This window comes from Streptacidiphilus pinicola (genome assembly GCF_003258295.1).
Classification (GTDB): Bacteria; Actinomycetota; Actinomycetes; order Streptomycetales; family Streptomycetaceae; genus Streptacidiphilus; species Streptacidiphilus pinicola.
This window is the reverse complement of sequence record NZ_QKYN01000025.1, coordinates 1-21,067: the sequence shown is the minus strand read 5'-3', so window position 1 is coordinate 21,067 and position 21,067 is coordinate 1. Positions and strand designations below refer to the sequence as shown.

14 protein-coding genes and 1 rRNA gene are annotated in these 21,067 nt (G+C 70.3%); 11 read left to right on the top strand and 4 right to left on the bottom strand.

Annotated features, from left to right (window positions below; genetic code table 11):
• Nucleotides 1–32: 32 nt before the first annotated feature.
• The 3 genes from DN069_RS05950 to DN069_RS05940 form a co-directional block, all read right to left on the bottom strand.
• Nucleotides 33–1,463: an APC family permease gene (locus DN069_RS05950; protein ID WP_111499773.1), complete on the bottom strand. Its 1,431-nt coding sequence runs from the start codon at nucleotides 1,461–1,463 to the stop codon at nucleotides 33–35.
• A gap of 427 nt (nucleotides 1,464–1,890) precedes the next feature.
• On the bottom strand, nucleotides 1,891–5,835 hold the full coding sequence (gene eccCa / locus DN069_RS05945) for a type VII secretion protein EccCa (protein ID WP_111499772.1): 3,945 nt from the start codon (nucleotides 5,833–5,835) through the stop codon (nucleotides 1,891–1,893).
• A gap of 104 nt (nucleotides 5,836–5,939) precedes the next feature.
• On the bottom strand, nucleotides 5,940–7,817 hold the full coding sequence (locus tag DN069_RS05940; protein ID WP_111499771.1) for an alkyl/aryl-sulfatase: 1,878 nt from the start codon (nucleotides 7,815–7,817) through the stop codon (nucleotides 5,940–5,942).
• Nucleotides 7,818–7,883: 66 nt separating this feature from the next.
• Here DN069_RS05940 and DN069_RS05935 point away from each other — a divergent pair, with 66 nt between their 5' ends.
• The 7 genes from DN069_RS05935 (at nucleotide 7,884) to DN069_RS05905 (ending at nucleotide 16,058) form a co-directional block, all read left to right on the top strand.
• On the top strand, nucleotides 7,884–8,783 hold the full coding sequence (locus DN069_RS05935; protein WP_111499770.1) for a LysR substrate-binding domain-containing protein: 900 nt from the start codon (nucleotides 7,884–7,886) through the stop codon (nucleotides 8,781–8,783).
• 127 nt (nucleotides 8,784–8,910) lie between these two features.
• The gene (gene eccD, locus DN069_RS05930) at nucleotides 8,911–10,359 is read left to right on the top strand and encodes a type VII secretion integral membrane protein EccD (protein WP_111499769.1); all 1,449 of its coding nucleotides are present in this window, start codon (nucleotides 8,911–8,913) and stop codon (nucleotides 10,357–10,359) included.
• A 119-nt stretch (nucleotides 10,360–10,478) separates the two neighbouring features.
• The gene (gene rpsO, locus DN069_RS05925) at nucleotides 10,479–10,769 is read left to right on the top strand and encodes a 30S ribosomal protein S15 (protein WP_042390043.1); all 291 of its coding nucleotides are present in this window, start codon (nucleotides 10,479–10,481) and stop codon (nucleotides 10,767–10,769) included.
• Nucleotides 10,770–11,139: 370 nt separating this feature from the next.
• Nucleotides 11,140–13,344: a polyribonucleotide nucleotidyltransferase gene (locus tag DN069_RS05920; RefSeq protein WP_111499780.1), complete on the top strand. Its 2,205-nt coding sequence runs from the start codon at nucleotides 11,140–11,142 to the stop codon at nucleotides 13,342–13,344.
• A gap of 90 nt (nucleotides 13,345–13,434) precedes the next feature.
• Nucleotides 13,435–14,793 (top strand): M16 family metallopeptidase, encoded by a 1,359-nt coding sequence (locus DN069_RS05915; protein ID WP_243638943.1) that lies wholly within the window; start codon nucleotides 13,435–13,437, stop codon nucleotides 14,791–14,793.
• 34 nt (nucleotides 14,794–14,827) lie between these two features.
• Complete coding sequence (gene dapB, locus DN069_RS05910; RefSeq protein WP_111499768.1) at nucleotides 14,828–15,589, top strand: 4-hydroxy-tetrahydrodipicolinate reductase; 762 nt, start codon at nucleotides 14,828–14,830, stop codon at nucleotides 15,587–15,589.
• 7 nt (nucleotides 15,590–15,596) lie between these two features.
• A complete protein-coding gene (locus tag DN069_RS05905) occupies nucleotides 15,597–16,058 on the top strand; it encodes a hypothetical protein (RefSeq protein WP_111499767.1) in 462 nt (153 codons plus the stop codon).
• Here DN069_RS05905 and DN069_RS05900 read toward each other — a convergent pair.
• Nucleotides 16,015–16,593 carry a GNAT family N-acetyltransferase gene (locus DN069_RS05900; RefSeq protein WP_165845381.1) on the bottom strand — a complete coding sequence of 193 codons (579 nt, stop codon included), beginning with the start codon at nucleotides 16,591–16,593 and terminating at the stop codon, nucleotides 16,015–16,017. The two genes, DN069_RS05905 and DN069_RS05900, sit on opposite strands and share 44 nt — an antisense overlap.
• A gap of 109 nt (nucleotides 16,594–16,702) precedes the next feature.
• Between DN069_RS05900 and thyX the strand changes: the two genes are divergently transcribed.
• The 4 genes from thyX to DN069_RS05880 all read left to right on the top strand — a co-directional run.
• Nucleotides 16,703–17,461 (top strand): FAD-dependent thymidylate synthase, encoded by a 759-nt coding sequence (gene thyX, locus DN069_RS05895; RefSeq protein ID WP_111499765.1) that lies wholly within the window; start codon nucleotides 16,703–16,705, stop codon nucleotides 17,459–17,461.
• Nucleotides 17,462–17,695: 234 nt separating this feature from the next.
• Nucleotides 17,696–18,595, top strand: a complete 900-nt coding sequence (gene dapA, locus DN069_RS05890) for a 4-hydroxy-tetrahydrodipicolinate synthase (protein ID WP_111499764.1) — start codon at nucleotides 17,696–17,698, stop codon at nucleotides 18,593–18,595.
• A 157-nt stretch (nucleotides 18,596–18,752) separates the two neighbouring features.
• The gene (locus DN069_RS05885; protein ID WP_111499763.1) at nucleotides 18,753–20,438 is read left to right on the top strand and encodes a ribonuclease J; all 1,686 of its coding nucleotides are present in this window, start codon (nucleotides 18,753–18,755) and stop codon (nucleotides 20,436–20,438) included.
• A gap of 378 nt (nucleotides 20,439–20,816) precedes the next feature.
• Nucleotides 20,817–21,067: ribosomal RNA gene (locus DN069_RS05880) — 16S ribosomal RNA — on the top strand; the annotation flags it as partial.

Genomic DNA, 21,067 nt, shown 5'->3' with positions numbered 1-21,067 from the left:
GAGCGCGGGGGCCTTCGGGGTTTCGCGAGGGGTCAGGCCACCTCCACGGCGTCCTTCTCGTCCTCGGGGATCGTGATGATCCAGCGGGTGTCCGGGCGGGGGCGGAGGTAGAAGACCCAGTAGAGGGCCGCGGCGGCGGTGATGCCGCCGGTGTACCAGAGGGCGTCCGCCGGCTGCTGGGTGACCACGTAGACCAGGACCGCGATCAGGATGACCGGGACGGCCGGCCACAGCGGCATGCGGTAGGCCTTGGCGTCCTTGTGCTTGCCCCGGCGGCCGCCGAGCGCGGCGACGGCGACGCAGAGGTACAGCAGGGCGACGGAGACGCCGGTGACGGCGGACAGCGTGGTCAGGTCGACGAAGCAGAGGACCGCGCCGGGGACGCCGACCGCGAGGGTCGAGATCCACGGGGAGCCGTAGCGCTTGCTGAGGCTGGTGAACGCCCGGTTGACCGGCTCCGGCCAGGCCTTGTCACGGGCGGAGGAGTACAGCACGCGGGAGTTCTGGATGACCATGACGATCGCCGCGTTGATGATCGCCATCGCGATCGCCAGGCTGACGAAGGTGCCCACGGCCGAGTTGCTCCACTGGGTGACCATGCTGGAGATGTCGCCGCCCGCGAGGTCGTCCAGGCTCTTCGCGCCCAGCGTGATCGCGACGACCGGGATCAGGATGACCGCGGAGCCGATGCCGAGGGTCCACAGGACCGTGCGCGGCACGGTGCGGTGCGGGCGCTCCATCTCCTCGGCCAGGTAGACCGCGGTGGAGAAGCCCTGGGTGATGAAGAGTGCGCCCGCCAGTCCGGCGATGATCGTGCCCATGGTGACCAGGCTGACCCCACCGTGTGTGCCCGGGAGCTCCGGGTGGATCAGCACGGAGGCGGAGCGGTGGGTGTGCACGAAGCCGAGGATGGCGACCAGGCCGGCCGCGATGACCTCCAGCACCAGGAAGATGCCGGTGATCCACGCGTTCGCGCGCAGGTCGAGCAGGCCCATGACGGTGGCGGCGAGCATGACGATCGCGCCCATGATCTTGGGATCGATGTTCACGATCGGCGCCAGGTACTGCGCCGTGCCGAGGGCGATCACCGGCGGCACGATCATGACCACCAGCAGCGCCTGGATGAAGGCGAGCCAGCCGGTGAAGCGGCCGACAGTGTGTCCGGCCATGGCGTACTCGCCGCCCGCGCTGGGGACCAGCGTCCCGAGCTCGGAGTAGCACCAGGCCACGCCGATACAGAGCACGATCGCGATGACGAGCGCGAGAGCGGTGCCCGTGCCCATCAGGGCGAGCGAGGTCGGCACGATCACAAAGAGCGAGGACGCCGGCGTCAGACACGACAGTGTCAGCAGTGTGCCGCCGACGACGCCGATGGAACGCTTGAGCTTCTGCGGCTCCGCGGCCTCGATGGAGGGCGCGGGGGCCGTCGTACCGTCGTCAGGACGGCGAAGGATGTCGGTCATGGGCGTTCCGTTCCGGCTCGCACAACAAGAGGGTTGCTGGGGGAGCGCTATCGCCTCCTGGCGTTTCGCTGCTGCTCGTTTCAGTCGCTCCCGGCTCAGCCATGGAACCCTGCCGTTAACGACGCGTCAAGGTCGGTTTTGCTTCGGATTCCGTTGCGGGAAATGGCTACCACAACTGATCTGAAGCCGTGTCAGTGACTTGCCCTTTATGTCCGCTGTGACAGCATGCCTTTGCTTCGAAGATCGATGCATAGTGAATCCTTCATATCGTTGCCATAAAGCGTCAACGATCATGCCTTCGTCTTTGGTGGGCGGCCCAACGACGACGGGGCCGCCGAGTGACCAAGCACTCGGCGGCCCCGTGGCCTGCTTCGGATCGAGCGGTCCGCGGACGAAACCGTCCGCATAACGATCCGGAATGTGGAATCTATGCCGGCGGAGTCCACCCCGTCTGGACCGTGAACGACCCCCGGCGGCGGGTGACCAGCACGCCTCGGCCCGGCGGAAGGATCTGCGGGCGGACGTTGCCGAGCAGCACGCCCTCGTCGCGGTCGCCGGACAGGACGATGCCCTGCGCGCCCAGCTCCTTGAGCCGCTGCATGACCGGCTCGAACAGGGCACGCCCGGCACCGCCGGAGCGGCGGGCGATGATGATGTGCAGGCCGACGTCCTTGGCGAACGGCAGGACCTCCAGCAGCTGGGAGACCGGGTTGCCGGTGGAGGTCGCGACCAGGTCGTAGTCGTCGACGATCAGGAACAGCTCCGGACCGCTCCACCAGCTGCGGTCGCGCAGCTGCTCCTGGGTCACGTCCTTGCCCGGGATACGCCGCTCCATCGAGCCGCGCACGTCGCCGAGGAAGGCCTGCAGCGCCGGCTGGGCCGCCGCGTACTCCAGCAGGTGCGGCGTGTTGACCACACCCAGCAGCGAGCGGCGGTAGTCACCGATCACGACCAGCGCCTGCTCCGGCGTGTAGCGCTCGGTGATGCCCTTGACGATCAGGCGCAGCAGCGCCGTCTTACCGGTCTCGCCGTCACCGAAGACGATGAAGTGCGGGTCGGTCTCGAAGTTGAGGAACACCGGCGCCAGCGCGTTCTCGTCCACACCGATGGCGATGCCCTGGTCGGACTCGAACGGCTTGGGCAGGTGCTCGGCGGGCAGCATCTCCGGCAGCATGCGAACCTGCGGCGCGCGCGGGCCCTGCCAGTTCTCGCTGGTGGCCTGCACCATCGCGGCGACCGCGTCGGAGAGGTCCTCGATCCCACTGGAGCCGTCCAGCCGCGGCAGGCCCGCCAGGAAGTGCAGCTTGTCCGGGGTGAGACCGCGGCCCGGCGCGCCCGCGGGCACGTTCTGGGCCACCTTGCGGTCGATCTCGGACTCCATCGAGTCACCGAGCTTGAGCTCGACGCGCGTCTGCAGCAGGTCCTTCGTCGCCGGCCGCACCTCGCCGTAGCGGTTGGCGGTGATCAGCACGTGGACGCCGTAGGCGAGACCACGCTGGACGATGTCGGCCACGACCGGCTCCAGCGCCTCGAACTCCTGCCGGAAGCTCAGCCAGCCGTCGACGATCAGGAAGACGTCGCCGTGCGGCTCGTCCGGCAGCAGGCCCTGCTTGCGGCGGTTGCGGAAGGTCGCGATCGAGTCGATCTGCTGGGCCCGGAACAGCTCCTCGCGGCGGTTCAGCACGCCGTTGACCTCGGAGATCATGCGGCGCACCTTGTCGCCGTCCAGACGCCCGGCCACCCCGCCGACGTGCGGCAGACCCTGCATACCGATCAGACCGCCACCACCGAAGTCGAGGCAGTAGAACTGCACCTCGGCGGCGGTGTGGGTGACCGCGAACGAGGTCATCGCGGAGCGCAGCAGCGTCGACTTGCCGGTCAGCGGACCACCGACGATCAGGCCGTGACCGGCGGCACCCGAGAAGTCCAGGTACATCAGGTCGCGACGCTGCTCGAACGGCTTGTCGACCAGACCGACCGGGACGACCATGCGGCCCGGCGCGGTGTAGTCCGGGGCGTGCAGACCGCGCTCGGCGCTGACCGCCAGGCGGCCGAAGAGCTGGTCGACGGAGGGCGCCTCCTTGAGCGGCGGCAGCCACACCTCGTGCGCCGGCGGGCCCTGGCCCTCCAGTCGGTCGACGATCACGTCGAGCACGGTGTCGACGAGCGCGTCGTCCTGCCGGGCCGGCTGGGCGACGACCGGCGTCTCCTCCATCGGCTGCGGCGGCAGCGCCACCGGCGAGCCGGTGAACAGCACCGGCTGCGCGCGGCGCACCCCGCCCGAGGAGACCTGTGCGGCGCCCGCCCGGTAGGGGCCGGACACGTAGGCGGCCTTGAACTGCGCCATCACGTCGGTGCCGAACTTCAGGTAGCCGACACCCGGCACCGGCGGCAGGTGGTAGGCGTCCGGCACACCCAGCGCCGCGCGCGACTCGGCGGCGGAGAAGGTGCGCAGACCGATGCGGTAGGACAGGTAGGTGTCCAGACCGCGCAGCTTGCCCTCTTCCAGACGCTGCGAGGCGAGCAGCAGGTGTACACCCAGCGAACGGCCGATACGGCCGATCTGGATGAACATGTCGATGAAGTCGGGCTTCGCCGTCAGCAGCTCGCTGAACTCGTCGATGATCAGCAGCAGCGAGGGCAGCGGATCCAGCGGCGCACCGGCCGCGCGCGCCCGCTCGTAGTCGTGGATGTTGGCGAAGTTGCCCGCCGCGCGCAGCAGCTCCTGACGGCGGTTCAGCTCACCGGTGATCGAGTCGCGCATGCGGTCGACGAGGGTGAGCTCCTCGGCCAGGTTGGTGATGATCGCGGAGGTGTGCGGCATGTCCGCCATACCGGCGAAGGTCGCACCACCCTTGAAGTCGGCGAGGACGAAGTTGAGCGTCTCCGAGGAGTGCGTGAGCGCCAGGCCCAGCACCAGCGTGCGCAGCAGCTCCGACTTGCCGGAACCGGTGGCGCCGACGCACAGGCCGTGCGGGCCCATGCCCTCCAGCGCCGCTTCCTTCAGGTCCAGGACGACCGGCTCGCCGCCGGCCCCCAGACCGATCGGGACGCGCAGCCGCTCGTGGACCGGGCGCGTGCGCCAGGTGCGGGCGGTGTCGACCGAGGCGGCGTCGCCGACGCCCATCAGGTCGGTGAAGTCCAGGTTCGCCAGCAGCGGCTCGTCGTCGCCGCCCTGCGAGATCCGCAGCGGAGCCAGCTGACGGGCCAGCGCCTCCGCCTGCCAGGCGGAGACGGTGTCGGCGACACCGCTGTAGGCGGCGCCGGACGCCGACCGCAGCGTCATCTCCTTCGGGGTGACGCTGATCGCCAGCTGCCCGCGGACCTCGTCCAGGTCGCCGAGCACGACCTCGATCACGGTGACACCCTGCAGGCCCTCGCCGCTGGCCAGCACCGAGTCGGCGCCGATCTGGGCGCCGTCCAGGATCACCACGATGTGCGGCTGGTCCGGCACGGGCTGCGCGTCACGGTGGAACCGGGCGCGACCGGACAGGTCGTCGTCGAGCAACTCCTCCAGCTCGTCCAGCGAGGTGCAGAGCATGCGCAGCGAGCCCGCGCCGTCCGTCTCGCGCGAGTGCTGGGTGTGCGGGAGCCACTTGGTCCACTCCCACTCCGGCATCGCGCCGGGCGCCGCGGCGACGCCGACGATCAGGTCGTCGGGCGACTGCAGCGTCGTCAGCTGCGACAGCATCGCGCGCAGCTGGCCGTAGACCATGTCCGGGTTGCCGGAGACGGTCAGGTGGTAGAAGGCGCGCAGCGAGACCGCCAGCGGCAGGTCGGGCAGCGTGCTGTGGCTCTTGATGAACGACTTCATCGCGTCGGCCGTCAGCGGCTCCAGCTCGTCCACCGGCGCCGTCTGCGGCGGCACGATGCGCAGCGCCAACTGCTGCGGACCGGTGCCCACGCGCACCTGGACGAAGTCGTTGTCCATCGGCCGCCGCTCCCACAGCCGGCGGCCCTCGGCCACCACGGACCAGAGCTGGTCCGGCTGCGGGTGCGTGTACAGCTGCGAGTCACGCTGGAGCTGCGCCACCCTGCGCACCTGACGGCGCAGCTGGCCCAGGTACTTCAGGTAGTCCGCGCGCTCGTCGTCGACACCGCCGCCGCCCTTGCGCTGCTGGTTGAGCTGCGCGACGGCCATGGCCACCGTCGAGGCGACCATCAGGCCACCCATGACCTTCATCATGGTGGCCATGCCGGGCATGAAGAAGAACGCGGCGGAGCCGGCGGTCGCCAGCATCGGCAGCAAGGACTGCCACCACGAACCCCCGTCGTCGCGGGGCAGCTCCGGCGGGGGCTCCAGGTGGAGCTCCTCGTTCGGCACCGCCGGCGGGTAAGCCCTAGGCGGTCGCTTGACGGTCACCACGCTCAACTCGGCACCAGCCTCGTTCCAAAGTCCCCCGGTGACCGGCGAGGGTTGGCATGGCCGCCCCCGTGGCACCGCTGTCCGCAAGCGCCGATCCTATCGGGAACCGGTCATGGCTCGATCACGGGGAAGAAGAGATCGAACGCGACCAGAAGCTGGAGGAGTTCCCGCAGGTCATTCGCGCCGGCCTCCGGCGCGCTGACCGAGCCGTCCGCCAGCGCCGCGTCCAGCAGTGACGGATCGTCGGCGAGCCGGGCCAGCGTCGCGCGGTCCAGCCGGACGGCCCCCGGCGCATCCTCCCCGGCGGAGTGGTGCAGGGTGCCGTGGGAGAGCTCGACGAGGTGCGTCGAGCCCGCGTCGGTGAGGTGCAGGGCCAGCCGCAGCGACCGGGTGGCCGCGCGCGGGCCGTCGAGGCGCACCGCCAGGAAGTCCAGCAGCATCGCCCCCGGCATGCCGCGCAGCACGTCCGGCTGGACCGGGGTGCGCAGGCCGGGGGCGTTCGGGGTGCCCTGGCGCAGCTCCTGGGCACCCGTCAGGTAGAAGTCCCGCCAGGGGCCCGACTCGGCCTGGTAGCCCAGTTGCTCCAGGGTGTCGGCCTGCAGCAGCCGTGCCTCCTGGTTCGCCGGGTCCGCGAAGACGACGTGGTTCACCACCTCGGCCACCCAGCGGTACGCGCCCGCGGCGAAGTCGGCCCGCGCTCGGGCCAGGACCGCGTCCGCGCCGCCCATGTACGCCACATAGCGCTGGGCCGCCTCGACCTGCGGCAGCGGGTGCAGATGCGCCGGGTTGGCGTCGAACCAGCCCAGGTACTTCTGGTAGACCGCCTTGGCGTTGTGGTTGACCGTCCCGTAGTAGTCCCGCAGGAAGAACTCGTCGGCCAGCCCCGGCGGCAGCTCCAGCTCCTCCGCGATCTCCGCCGCGACCAGCCCCTGGTTGGCCAGCCGCATCGTCTGGTCGTGCAGGTAGCGGTAGGCGTCGCGCTGCTTGGTCAGGTAGGCGGTGATCTCCTGCGCGCCCCAGCGCGGCCAGTGGTGCGAGGCGAACACCACGTCCGCCGCGGGCGCGTAGGCGCGCAGCGCCTCGTCGATGTAGCCGGACCAGGCCAGCGCGTCGCGGACCTCGGCGCCGCGCGGCGTGTAGAGGTTGTGCTGCACGGCGGTGCAGTTCTCGGCCAGGCACAGCGCCCGCTGGTCCGGCAGCAGGAAGTTCATCTCGGCCGGCGCCTCGGTGCCCGGCGTCACCTGGAACACCATCCGCACGCCGTCGACCAGCAGCTCCGTGCCGGTCTCGGAGACGGTCTCGGTCGGTGGCACCAGCCCCCACGTCCCGCCCGCGACGCCCCGCCCCAGCCCGGTGTCGACGTGCCCGCGCTCGCCCTTCGGCAGCATCAGCCCGTACATGTACAGCGCCCGGCGGCTCATCGCGGTCCCCGCGATGACGTTCTCCGAGACGGCGTGCTCCAGGAACCCCTCCGGTCCGATGATCCGCACCTCGCCGGAGGCCACCTGCTCGTCCGTCACCACGCCGCGGATCCCCGCGAAGTGGTCCACGTGGCAGTGCGTGTAGACCACCGCGGTCACCGGACGCCCGTCCGCGAAGTGCTCGCGCAGCGTGCGCAGCGCGGCCGCCGCCGTCTCCGCGGCGGTCAGTGGGTCCACGACGATCCAGCCACGCGCCCCGCGGACGAAGGTGACGTTGGCCAGGTCGTAGCCGCGCACCTGGTAGACGCCCTCGGTCACCTCGAACAGCCCGGCCAGCGCGTTGAGCCGCGCCTGCCGCCACAGCGAGGGGTTGACCGTCCCGGGCGCCGCCGTCGGCAGCACCTCCGCCTCGACGCCGCGCCGCAGCAGACCGCGCTCCGCGCGGGCGAAGTCGGCGTCGTCGTCGAGCGGGAGCCGCGCGGCGAGGGCGGCGTGCGCCTTCCGGGTGGCCTCGGTGGCGGGCTTGGGAGCGCGCGCGTCAGCGGCGGGGTCTCTCGTCATGGGCATCAGTAACGCCGCAGGCTCACCTCGCCGTCCAATACGCAGTGCGCACGGGACCCATAGGCTGCACCTATGGATGCCCGGCAACTGTCCTACTTCCTGGCCGTGGTCGAACACGGCGGCTTCACCCGCGCGGCGGACGCCCTGCACCTGGCCCAGCCCTCCCTCTGCCAGGCGATCCGCGCGCTGGAGCGCGAGCTGGGCGCGAGGCTGTTCCAGCGAGCGGGCCGCGGCGTGGTCCTCACCTCGGCGGGCGAGGCGCTGGTCGCCCCGGCGCGACGGGTGGCGCTGGAACTGGTCGCCGCGCGCGAGGCGGTGGCGTCCGTGGTGGGTTTGGTCGCGGGACGTGTGGATCTCGTGGTGCAGCCCGCCGCGGCCGACGCGGCGGGGGAGCTGACGGCGCGCTTCCGCCAACGGCACCCGGCCGTCACCGTCCGCATCGTCGAGCCGCGCCGTCCGCCGTACCTGACGCGCGACCTGCGCGAGGGCGACGCCCAGCTGGGCCTGTCCTACCTGCCGGTGACGGAGACCCAGGGGCTGGTCGTGGAACCGCTGCGGGAGGTGGAGATGGTCGCCGTCCTGCCGCCGGGGACTCCGGCCGGAGAGACCGTGAGCCTGGCCGATCTGGCGCAGCTTCCCCTGGTCGTCGGCGCACCGGGCACCGCCTGGCGCCATCTGACGGACGGTCTCTTCGCCGACGCCGGCGTAGCCCCGCACGTCGCCGTGGAATCAGCCTTCCGCGAGGCCGTCGGCCCGCTCATCACCGCCGGCGGCCTCGCCGCGATGATGCCCGCCGCCCTGGCCCCACCTGGCGCGGTCGCCACCCCGCTGAACCCTCCGGTCCGCCGCACTCTGGCGCTGCTGCGCCGCCCCGGCGCGTTGCCGCCCGCGGCGGAAGCCTTCCTGAGGTCGGCCAAGTTGCAGTCCCCTCAGGGGCGCGAGGAACTGCGCGACCAACCCCCATCCGGGTAGCGCGCCGAACGAGCCGTGCCATCTGCATGCCAGTTGTGGTCGCCGGCAGGACTCCCCGCGGCCCTGACAACTCCCCGCACCGTATAAGGTGAACCGCTGTCAGCCACGGTATGGGGGAGGCCACCACGTGAGCACCAGCGCCACGACCGGGTTCTGCCGGGTCACCGTCGTCGCGCCGGACAGTCGGATCGACGTCGCTCTGCCCGAGGACGTCCCGCTCGCAGACATCTATCCGGAGGTGCTCCGGCTCTCCGGTCAGACCCAGGCCGAGGGTGCGCCCACCGGGTTCCACCTCGTCCGACGCGACGGCACCGTCCTCGACAGCAGTCTGCCGCTGCAGGCCCAGCAGGTTCGCGACGGCGAACTGCTCAGCCTGCGGCCCTTCGCCGAGTCGCTCGCCCCCGCCGTCTTCGACGACGTCGCGGACGCGATCGCCTCCGGCGTCAAGGAGGACCGCAGCCAGTGGGGGCCCGCGCTGATGCGCGGAGCCGGACTCATCGGCGGCGCCGTCGTCCTGCTCCTGCTCGGCTTCGCACTGTGGTTCTCCGACCTGCAGCACGACATGCACTCGCTGCCGGGCCTGATCGCCGGCCTCGGCGCGATCGTGCTGATCGCGCTCGCCGGCGTGCGGGCCCGCGTCTACGACGACCGCGGCGCCGCGCTCGCGCTCGGCATGGCCGCGCTGCCGCTGGCCATGCTCGGCGGTACGGGCGTCGTCGCGCCCGCCCAGGGCGACGGTCCGGGCCGGATCCAGTTCCTGGTCGGCTGCATCACCGTGCTGCTGGCCGCGACCCTGCTCGCGGCCCTGCTGCCCAACGGCGACGCGCCGTTCGTCGCCGCCGCGCTGGTCTCCGGCGTCGGGACCGTGGCCACGCTCGTCGGAGTGATCACCAACGCCTCGGCCCGTGAGGTCGCGGCGGGTGCCGCGGTCGTCGCGGTCGGCCTGGTGGGCTTCCTGCCGTCGCTCTCCTCGCGCTTCGCGCGGCTGCCGGTCGGCTTCCACGCCCCGCAGCAGCAGCGCTCGTCGGCGCGCGCCTCGGAGATCGAGAACCGTCCCGCGCTGGACCTGACCCGCATCGCGACGCAGGCCCGCCGCGGCCACGAGCTGCTCGTCGGCATGGTCGGCGGCTGCGCCGCCGTCGTGCTGGGCAGCAGCGTGGTGCTGGCGTTCACCTACAACACCTGGACCGAGCTGCTCGCGCTCACCCTCGGCGTCTCGACGATGATGCGGGCGCGCCTGTTCACCAACACCGCGCAGGTGATGTGCCTGCTCGTGGCGGGCCTCGGCAGCCTGGCGCTGCTGGTCGTCGGCCTGGCGCTGCACATGCCGCTGTTCATCTTCACGAACATGCGGAACACCTCCGCCGTCGACATCCGCACCCTGGTGATGGCGGTCGGCATCGCGGCCGGCGCGGCGGTCCTGGTGTCCATCGCACTGGTGGTGCCGAACAAGGGCGTCTCCCCGTTCTGGGGCCGCCTGCTCGACCTGGTCGACGGCCTCACCCTCGCCGCCCTCGTCCCGCTGGCCCTCGCGGTCCTGGACGTCTACGGCACGGTCCGGGGCTTGACGTCCTGACTGGTAGGCTTGACCGCTGGATCGCACATGCATCGTGCATGCCGCGTTCCGACGCCGAGTACATCAGACCCTGTGAAGCAGACCAGGGGCGCTCGGCACCATGACGTGAAGGAGTGGGCATGGCCCTCGACCAGAGCATCAAGAAGCAGATCATCGCCGAGTACGGCCAGAAGGAGGGCGACACCGGCTCTCCCGAGGTTCAGATCGCGATGCTCAGCCGCCGTATCTCGGACCTGACCGAGCACCTCAAGTTCCACAAGCACGACCACCACTCGCGTCGTGGCCTGCTGCTCCTGGTCGGCCAGCGTCGCCGCCTGCTGCAGTACCTGGCCAAGACGGACATCGAGCGCTTCCGTACGCTGGTGGACCGCCTCGGCATCCGCCGCGGCGCCGCGGGCTCCGCTCGCTAGTCGACCCACTCGGGGGCGGCTCTCCCAGGGGATCTGGGGGAGCCGCCCTTCGGTGTATCGCCACCACCCCTCGAATGGGCGTGGTTGAGCCTTGCGCACGCGTGGGAATGAGACCGTGCGTAAGGTGTGAAGGACAAAGGGTGTCCTCCCTACGATGGGGACGACACCGGACGCGGAGCGTCCACACGCATCCGAGCCAGCGCCAGGCAGGCCGCCGGTCCTCGGTAGTGGCCGCCGGAGAAGCACGAGAGCTTCGACCGGCAGCTTCGATCGAAGACCGGCCAGGTCCAGGCCGCACGCTCAGGACAAGCGCGGGGGCGCTCCACCTAGAGGACAAAAGAAGGAGATCTTCCGGGTGGAAGACAACACCATGCACGAGGCCGTGGCCGTCATCGACAACGGCAGCTTCGGCACCCGCACCATCCGCTTCGAGACCGGCCGCCTCGCCAAGCAGGCCGCCGGCTCCGCGGTCGCCTACCTCGACGACGACACCATGGTCCTCTCCGCGACCAGCGCGTCGAAGCAGCCGAAGGAGCACTTCGACTTCTTCCCGCTGACCGTCGACGTCGAGGAGCGCATGTACGCCGCCGGGCGGATCCCCGGCAGCTTCTTCCGTCGTGAGGGCCGCCCCTCCGAGGACGCCATCCTCACCTGCCGTCTGATCGACCGCCCGCTGCGCCCGTCCTTCGTCAAGGGCCTGCGCAACGAGATCCAGGTCGTCGTGACGGTCATGGCGCTCAACCCCGACCACCTCTACGACGTGGTCGCCATCAACGCCGCCTCCGCCTCCACGCAGCTGGCGGGCCTGCCCTTCTCCGGCCCGATCGGCGGCGTCCGCGTCGCGCTGATCCGTGGCCAGTGGGTCGCCTTCCCGACGCACAGCGAGCTGGAGGAGGCCGTGTTCGACATGGTCGTCGCCGGCCGCGCGCTGCCGGACGGCGACGTCGCGATCATGATGGTCGAGGCCGAGGCCACGACCAAGACGATCGAGCTGGTCAAGGGCGGCGCCGTCGCCCCGACCGAGGAGGTCGTGGCCGAGGGCCTCGAGGCCTCCAAGCCGTTCATCAAGGAGCTGTGCCGGGCGCAGGCCGAGCTGGCCGCGCACTCCGCCAAGGCGACCGCCGAGTTCCCGGTCTTCCTCGACTACCAGGACGACGTCCTGGAGGCGCTCACCGCCGCGGTCAAGGACGAGCTGGCCCAGGCCCTGACCATCGCGGGCAAGCAGGCCCGCGAGGCCGAGCTGGACCGCGTGAAGGACCTCGCCGTCGAGAAGCTCCTGCCGGAGTTCGAGGGCCGCGAGAAGGAGATCTCCGCCGCGTACCGCGCGCTGACGAAGAAGCTGGTCCGCCAGCGCATCGTCAAGGAGAAGGTCCGCATCGACGGCCGTGGCATCACGGACATCCGCACCCTGGCCGCCGAGGTCGAGGTCGTCCCGCGCGTCCACGGCTCGGCGCTGTTCGAGCGCGGCGAGACCCAGATCCTGGGTGTCACCACGCTGAACATGCTCCGCATGGAGCAGCAGCTGGACACGCTGGCGCCGGAGACGCGCAAGCGCTACATGCACAACTACAACTTCCCGCCGTACTCCGTCGGTGAGACGGGCCGCGTCGGCTCCCCGAAGCGCCGCGAGATCGGTCACGGCGCGCTCGCCGAGCGTGCGCTGCTGCCGGTCCTGCCGACGCGCGAGGAGTTCCCCTACGCGATCCGCCAGGTCTCCGAGGCGCTGGGCTCCAACGGCTCGACGTCCATGGGTTCCGTGTGTGCCTCGACGATGTCGCTGCTGAACGCGGGTGTCCCGCTGAAGGCCGCCGTCGCCGGTGTCGCCATGGGTCTGATCTCCCAGGAGGTCGACGGCGAGACGCACTACGTCGCGCTGACCGACATCCTCGGCGCCGAGGACGCCTTCGGCGACATGGACTTCAAGGTCGCCGGTACCAAGACCTTCGTCACGGCCCTCCAGCTGGACACGAAGCTCGACGGCATCCCGGCCTCCGTCCTGGGCGCCGCCCTGAAGCAGGCGCACGACGCGCGTCTGCACATCCTCGACGTGATGAACGAGGCGATCGACGTTCCGGACGAGATGTCCCCGAACGCGCCGCGCATCATCACGATCAAGATCCCGGTGGACAAGATCGGTGAGGTCATCGGCCCCAAGGGCAAGATGATCAACCAGATCCAGGAGGACACCGGCGCCGAGATCACCATCGAGGACGACGGCACGATCTACATCGGCGCCTCCGACGGCCCGGCGGCCGAGGCGGCCCGGAACACGATCAACCAGATCGCCAACCCGACCATGCCGGAGGTCGGCGAGCGCTACCTGGGCACCGTGGTGAAGACCACGACCTTCGGCGCGTTCGTCTCCCTCATGCCCGGCAAGGACGGCCTGCTGCACATCTCGCAGATCCGCAAGCTCGCCGGTGGCAAGCGCGTGGAGAACGTCGAGGACGTGCTGCCGGTCGGCACCAAGGTCCAGGTCGAGATCGCGGAGATCGACCCGCGCGGCAAGCTCTCGCTGATCCCGGTCATCGAGGGCGAGGAGGCGGCCGAGGCCGCCGCCGACGCCGAGAAGTAAGCAGTAGCCTGCACACTGCGGCCCGGCCCCACCGTCACGGTGGGGCCGGGCCGCAGGCCCGTTAGCGCAACAATCCCAAGGACTTGCTCAGTGCCGCAGACGACCGCCCAGGACCAGCGCCCCGGGACCACGAAGACCCTGCTCAAGGGCGTCGACGGCGCCGGCACGGTGCGCCGCACCGTCCTCCCTGGCGGTCTCCGGGTCGTCACCGAGACGCTGCCGACCGTCCGCTCCGCCGCCTTCGGCATCTGGGTCGGCGTCGGCTCCCGGGACGAGACGCCCGTGCTGAACGGCGCCACGCACTACCTCGAGCACCTGCTCTTCAAGGGGACGAAGCAGCGCTCCGCGCTCGACATCTCCTCCGCGCTCGACGCGGTCGGCGGGGAGATGAACGCGTTCACCGCCAAGGAGTACACCTGCTACTACGCGCGGGTGCTCGACCGCGACCTGCCGCTGGCCGTCGACGTCGTCAGCGACATGCTGACCAGTTCGCTGGTCCGTCAGGAGGACATCGACACCGAGCGCGACGTCGTGCTCGAAGAGATCGCGATGACCGAGGACGACCCGAGCGACGTCGTGCACGACCTCTTCGCCAAGACGCTCTACGGCGAGTCCCCGCTCGGCCGGCCCGTACTGGGCACCGTCGACACCATCAACGCGCTGACGCGTGATCAGGTCTACGGCTTCTACCGCCGCCGCTACCGGCCCGAGCACCTCGTCGTCGCCGCGGCCGGCAACGTGGACCACGCCAAGGTCGTCCGCCAGGTGCAGCGCTGCTTCGAGCAGGCCGGCGCGCTGGGCCGCGAGGACGTGCTCCCCGCCGCGCCCCGCAACGGCAGCCGGGCGCTGAGGACGGCCGGCAAGGTCGACATCCTCGACCGCCCGACCGAGCAGGCGCACCTCGTGCTCGGCATGCCCGCGCTCGCCCGCTCCGACGACCGGCGCTGGGCGCTCGGCGTGCTGAACTCCGCCCTCGGCGGCGGCATGAGCTCGCGGCTCTTCCAGGAGGTCCGCGAGAAGCGCGGGCTGGCCTACTCGGTGTACTCCTACACCTCCTCCTACGCCGACTCCGGACTCTTCGGCATCTACGCCGGCTGCCAGCCCAAGCGGGTCGAGGAGGTCCTCAAGATCTGCCGCGAGGAGCTGGAGAAGGTCGCCACGGGCGGCATCACCGAGGAGGAGCTGAAGCGGGCCATCGGGCAGATGTCCGGGTCGACCGTGCTCGGCATGGAGGACACCGGTTCGCTGATGTCCCGCGTCGGCAAGGCGGAGCTCGCCTACGGCACCCACCTCTCCGTCGACGAGCTGCTCGGCAAGATCGCCGCCGTGACGCTCGACGACGTCCGGGCCGTGGCCGCCGAGGTACTCGGCGCGCTGCGTCCCTCCCTCGCTGTGATAGGACCGGTGGCAGGCAAGCGCGCGGAGCGTCTCGCCGTGGCCATGAACTGAGCCGGCCTTTCTCTTACTGCTAGGAGCCACTGCAATGAGCACGCCGCTGCGGGTCGCCGTCATCGGGGCCAAGGGCCGGATCGGCTCGGAGGCCGTCCGCGCCGTCGAGGCCGCCGAGGACATGGAGCTGGTCGCCGCCGTCGGCCGCGACGACCGCCTGGAGACGCTGGTCGAGTCAGGCGCCCAGGTCGCCGTCGAGCTGACCCACCCCGACGCGGTGATGCGCAACCTGGAGTTCTGCACCGCGCACGGGATCCACTCCGTGGTGGGCACCACCGGCTGGAACGAGGAGCGTCTCGCGCAGCTGGAGGAGTGGCTGAAGGCCTCGCCCGGCACCGGCGTGCTGATCGCCCCGAACTTCTCCATCGGCGCGATCCTCACCATGCGCTTCGCCCAGCAGGCGGCGCGCTTCTTCGAGTCGGTCGAGGTCATCGAGCTCCACCACACGAAGAAGGCCGACGCTCCGAGCGGCACCGCGACGCGCACGGCGCAGCTGATCGCCGCGGCCCGCGCCGAGGCCGGGCTGCCGGCGCAGGACGACCCGACCACCCACGGCCTGCCGGGCGCGCGCGGCGCGGACGTGGACGGCGTGCCGGTCCACTCGGTCCGCCTGCGGGGTCTGCTGGCCCACCAGGAGGTGCTCTTCGGCGGCGTCGGTGAGACCTTGACCATCCGTCACGACTCGCTGCACCACAGCTCGTTCATGCCCGGCATCCTGCTGGGCGCGCGCCGGGTCGTGGACGTTCCCGGGCTCACCTTCGGGCTCGAGAACTTCCTTTTTACCGAAGGCGAGTGAGGTCGTCGTGGTGGCCAGGGTGATGTACTTCGTCGTCACGATCGCGCTGCTGCTCGGTCTGGCCGTGGTGGCCGCGACCGGCGGTCAGCTGATGGCGAGCGGCAACGGCGCCGGCATCGGCATCGGCATCTGCGCCGAGGCGCTGGTCGGCATCGCGCTCTGGTTCGTCTGGAAGACGTACCGCTTCGGCCGGGACAGCCAGCGGCTCTCCCGGATGCTGGAGGCCGAGGGCGGGCTGCCGGTCGACGAGCTCAAGCACACCGCGGGCGGCCGCATCGACCGCGACTCCGCCGACGCGGTCTTCGCCAAGCGCAAGGCCGAGACCGAGTCCGCACCGGAGGACTGGCGCAGCTGGTTCCGGCTCGCCGTCGCCTACGCGGACGCCCGGGACACCCCGCGGGCCCGCAAGGCGATGGAGCGCGCGATCAAACTGCAGCGCGAGCGCCACGAGCACGCGGCAGCTCACTGAGCCGCCGCGCGGGGCGGGTGTAGCGCAGCTCCTGCAGCAGGGCCCCGCCCAGCAGCAGCTCGTCCCGGGCGCCGTCCGGCCGCCAGCCGTGGCGCTCGTAGAAGCGACGGGCCTGCTCGTTGCGCTCCAGCACCCACAGGCTCAGCGTGTGGTGGCCGGCGTCGGCCAGGGCGTCGGTGGCGGTGCGCAGCAGCGTGGCGCCGGTGCCGGTGAACCAGGCGTCCGGGTGAACGTAGAGCGCGTGCACCTCGCCGAAGCCGCGGCGCTCGCCGCGCGCGGACTCGATGCTCGGGCGCTCCGTGCCGGCGATGACGAAGCCAGTGACCAGGCCGCCCTGCTCGGCGACCAGGTAGCGTCGGCCGTCGGGTCGGCAGCGCAGGTACTCGGCCAGGCGGGCCGGAGCTGCCGTCGCGTCCAGCTCGTCGAGGTAGGCCGGGGGGATCACCCCCGCGTACGCGGCACGCCACGCGTCTGTCCGTACCCGGACCACCTGCGCGGCGTCCGCCGCAACGGCCTCACGGACCGTCAGCTGCATCGTGCGTCTCCCTTCGCTGGATAGGCTACTGGGCGGTCGTCCGGGTACCGCCAGTACCAGCATCGGCAGGCTCTCCACACCGACGTCGGAGCCGCGCCAGAGTCGACCCATGATCGAAAGGAACCTCCCCTTGTCCGACGAGACCCCGACCCCCGAGCCGACCTTCCGTGACGACGTCACGGTGGAGCTGGTGCGCAGCAGCGCTCAGGACGCCGACGTGCTCTTCGCCGCGCGGGTCTCGACAGCAGGTGAGCAGTCGCTGGAGGAGCTGCAGAAGGACCCGGAGCGCTCCAAGGGCCTGATCAACTTCCTGATGCGGGACCGTCACGGCACGCCCTTCGAGCACAACTCGATGACCTTCTTCATCAGCGCGCCGATCTTCGTCTTCCGCGAGTTCCACCGGCACCGTGCCGGCTGGTCCTACAACGAGGAGAGCGGTCGCTACCGCGAGCTGCAGCCGGTCTTCTACGTTCCCTCCGCCGAGCGCAAGCTGGTCCAGCAGGGCCGTCCGGGCAAGTACGAGTTCTTCCAGGGCACGCCCGAGCAGCACAAGGCGGTCACCGAGGCGATGGAGGACTCCTACCGGCAGTCCTACGACCGCTACCAGGAGATGCTGGCGGCGGGCGTGGCCCGTGAGGTCGCCCGGGCGGTGCTGCCGGTCGGCCTGTTCTCCTCGATGTACGCCACCTGCAACGCGCGCTCGCTGATGCACTTCCTCTCGCTGCGCACCAAGGACGAACGCGCCAAGGTGCCGAGCTTCCCGCAGCGGGAGATCGAGATGGTCGCGGAGAAGATGGAGCGCCAGTGGGCGGAGCTCATGCCCCTCACCCACGAGGCCTTCAACACGCACGGACGCGTCGCGCCGTAGCGCGTCGCCCGGCAACGGCCGTGTTCTGACGGGTCGTTCGCCTGTTCGGCAGGATTTCCCGTATGTCCCATTTGCGGGATATCTCACGGTTACCTAGTCTCAAAGACACGAGCCCCGGTGCCGCTTGAACCCCCGAGCAGGCGGCGCCGGGCTCCTTGCCTGCACGGACGGTACGGTGTCCCGTAGCTGGACCGTCCGTGCTTGCCCCTGCCCGCAACGAGTAGCGTTGGACTCATGGCTCCGACCTCCACCCCCGAGACCCCCTTCGGCCGTGCGCTGACCGCGATGGTGACCCCGTTCACCGCCGACGGCGCCCTCGACCTCGAAGGCGCCCAGCGGCTGGCCGTGCACCTGGTCGACGCAGGCAACGACGGCCTCGTCGTCAACGGCACCACCGGTGAGTCCCCGACCACCACCGACGCCGAGAAAGAGGCCCTGGTCCGGGCGGTCCTGGAGGCGGTGGGCGATCGCGCACACGTCGTCGCCGGCGTCGGCACCAACGACACCCACCACACGCTGGAGCTCGCCCGCCAGGCCGAGCGCGCCGGCGCCCACGGCCTGCTGGTCGTCACGCCGTACTACAACAAGCCCCCGCAGGAGGGCCTGTACCGGCACTTCACCGCCGTCGCCGACGCGACCGGCCTGCCGGTCATGCTCTACGACATCCCCGGCCGCTCCGGCGTGCCCATCGCGACCGAGACCATCGTCCGTCTGGGCGAGCACCCGCGCATCGTCGCCAACAAGGACGCCAAGGGCGACCTGGCCGCCGCGAGCTGGGGCATCGCCCGCTCCGGCCTGGCCTGGTACTCCGGCGACGACATGCTGAACCTGCCGCTGCTCTCGGTCGGCGCCGTCGGCTTCGTCAGCGTCGTCGCCCACGTCGTGACCCCCGAGCTGCGCGCCATGGTCGACGCCTACGTCGCGGGTGACGCCGCCAAGGCCACCGAGATACACCAGCGGCTGCTGCCGGTCTTCACCGGCATGTTCCGCACCCAGGGCGTCATCACCACCAAGGCCGCCCTGAACCTCCAGGGCCTCCCGGCCGGGCCGCTGCGCCTGCCACTGGTCGAGGCCACGGAGGCGGAGATCGACCAACTGAGGAGGGATCTCGCCGACGGCGGGGTACACCTCTGACAACACAGACGTCCACGTCCCAGGATCGGGCCCCACACCTCGGAACCCTGAGCCCGGTGACGTGATGCAGGACCTGTAACACCCATCACCACAAGTGACGACGCCGTGCGTACCAGAGCCAGGAAGCTCCGACGGGTGCGCGCGGAAAGGAGAACCTTTGAGTCATCCGCACCCTGACCTGGGCGCCCCGCCGCCGCTCGCCCCGAACGCGCTGCGCATCACGCCGCTCGGTGGCCTCGGAGAGATCGGTCGCAACATGACCGTCTTCGAGTTCGGCGGCCGCCTGCTGATCGTCGACTGCGGCGTGCTCTTCCCCGAGGAGGAGCAGCCCGGCGTCGACCTGATCCTGCCGGACTTCTCGTCCATTCGGGACCGCCTCGACGACGTCGACGGCATCATCCTCACCCACGGTCACGAGGACCACATCGGCGCGGTGCCGTACCTGCTCCGCGAGAAGCCCGACCTTCCGCTGATCGGCTCCAAGCTGACCCTGGCCCTGGTCGAGGCGAAGCTCGCCGAGCACCGGATCCGGCCGTACACGCTGGAGGTCAAGGAGGGCCGGCGCGAGCGCATCGGCTCCTTCGACTGCGAGTTCATCGCCGTCAACCACTCCATCCCGGACGCGCTGGCGGTCGCCATCCGCACACCCGCCGGGCTGGTCGTCGCCACCGGCGACTTCAAGATGGACCAGGTCCCGCTGGACCGTCGCCTCACGGACCTGCCGGCCTTCGCCCGTCTGGGCGAGGAGGGCATCGACCTGCTCCTGGTCGACTCCACCAACGCCGAGGTCCCCGGCTTCATCGCACCCGAGCGCGAGATCGGCCCCGTCCTGCAGCAGGTCTTCGACCGCGCCGACAAGCGCATCATCGTCGCCAGCTTCGCCTCCCACGTCCACCGCATCCAGCAGGTGCTGGACACGGCGCACGAGTTCGGGCGCAAGGTGGCCTTCGTCGGCCGCTCGATGGTCCGCAACATGGGCATCGCCCGTGACCTCGGCTACCTGAAGGTGCCGGGCGGCCTGGTCGTCGACGTGAAGACGCTGGACGACCTGCCGGACGAGGACGTCGTCCTCATCTGCACGGGTTCGCAGGGCGAGCCGATGGCGGCGCTCTCGCGCATGGCCAACCGCGACCACCAGATCCGCATCGTCGAGGGCGACACGGTCATCCTCGCGTCGTCGCTGATCCCGGGCAACGAGAACGCGGTCTACCGCGTGATCAACGGCCTGACCCGGTGGGGCGCCAACGTCGTGCACAAGGGCAACGCCAAGGTGCACGTCTCCGGCCACGCCTCGGCCGGCGAGCTGCTCTACTTCTTCAACATCTGCAAGCCGCGGAACCTGATGCCGGTCCACGGCGAGTGGCGCCACCTGCGGGCGGTCTCCGACCTCGGTCAGAAGACGGGCATCCGCAAGGACCGCATCGTCATCGCCGAGGACGGCGTGGCCGTCGACCTGGTCGACGGCGTCGCGCGCATCGTCGGCAAGGTGCAGGCGGGCTACGTCTACGTCGACGGCCTGTCGGTCGGCGAGGTGGGCGAGGGCTCGCTGAAGGACCGCCGCATTCTCGGGGACGAGGGCATCATCACCACGTTCATGGTCGTGGACTCCGCGACCGGCAAGGTGCTGAGCGGCCCGAACATCCAGGCCCGCGGCTCCGGCATCGAGGACGACGCCTTCGGTCCCGCGATCGCGAAGATCCAGGAGGCCCTCTCGCGCTCCGCGCAGGACGGCGTCCTGGAGACCCGCCAGATCCAGCAGCTGGTGCGCCGCACCCTCGGCAAGTGGGTTTCGGAGACGTACCGTCGCCGGCCGATGATCCTTCCGATGGTCGTCGAGGTCTGACGCCTCGTCTGATCGTTCACCCGAACGGGTGAGGGGCCCTGTAGGTCGATTTGACTCGACCTACAGGGCCCCGTACTGTTTACCAAGTTGCCCCGGTGACCGGCCCGAAGAGGCCGGAACGGGAAGACGAAATCCACTGGAAATCGGAACTGAAAAGCTCTGATAGAGTGGATAACGAAGGAAGCGCCCGGAGGGCCCCGATAAAAAGGGAACCGAAGGAAGCGTCCGTTCCTTGAGAACTCAACAGCGTGCCAAAAGTCAACGCCAGTTACTTTTGAGAAACAAATTTCAGCGAGGACGCTGTGCACGGGTCCGCTCATTCCAGCGGATGCTGTGCCGCTCTGCGCGAATACTGTGCCTTATTTAAAGGCCAAAGCATTCACGGAGAGTTTGATCCTGGCTCAGGACGAACGCTGGCGGCGTGCTTAACACATGCAAGTCGAACGGTGAAGCCCTTCGGGGTGGATCAGTGGCGAACGGGTGAGTAACACGTGGGCAATCTGCCCTGCACTCTGGGACAAGCCTTGGAAACGAGGTCTAATACCGGATATTACCCTTGACCGCATGGTCTTGGGTGGAAAGCTCCGGCGGTGCAGGATGAGCCCGCGGCCTATCAGCTTGTTGGTGGG

Coding starts and splice junctions, on each gene's coding strand:
- dapA (WP_111499764.1), top strand. CDS start 17,696: ATGGCTCCGACCTCCACCCCCGAGACCCCCTTCGGCCGTGCGCTGACC.
- DN069_RS05940 (WP_111499771.1), bottom strand. CDS start 7,817: ATGCCCATGACGAGAGACCCCGCCGCTGACGCGCGCGCTCCCAAGCCC.
- DN069_RS05900 (WP_165845381.1), bottom strand. CDS start 16,593: ATGCAGCTGACGGTCCGTGAGGCCGTTGCGGCGGACGCCGCGCAGGTG.
- dapB (WP_111499768.1), top strand. CDS start 14,828: ATGAGCACGCCGCTGCGGGTCGCCGTCATCGGGGCCAAGGGCCGGATC.
- rpsO (WP_042390043.1), top strand. CDS start 10,479: ATGGCCCTCGACCAGAGCATCAAGAAGCAGATCATCGCCGAGTACGGC.
- DN069_RS05920 (WP_111499780.1), top strand. CDS start 11,140: ATGCACGAGGCCGTGGCCGTCATCGACAACGGCAGCTTCGGCACCCGC.
- DN069_RS05935 (WP_111499770.1), top strand. CDS start 7,884: ATGGATGCCCGGCAACTGTCCTACTTCCTGGCCGTGGTCGAACACGGC.
- DN069_RS05950 (WP_111499773.1), bottom strand. CDS start 1,463: ATGACCGACATCCTTCGCCGTCCTGACGACGGTACGACGGCCCCCGCG.
- thyX (WP_111499765.1), top strand. CDS start 16,703: ATGATCGAAAGGAACCTCCCCTTGTCCGACGAGACCCCGACCCCCGAG.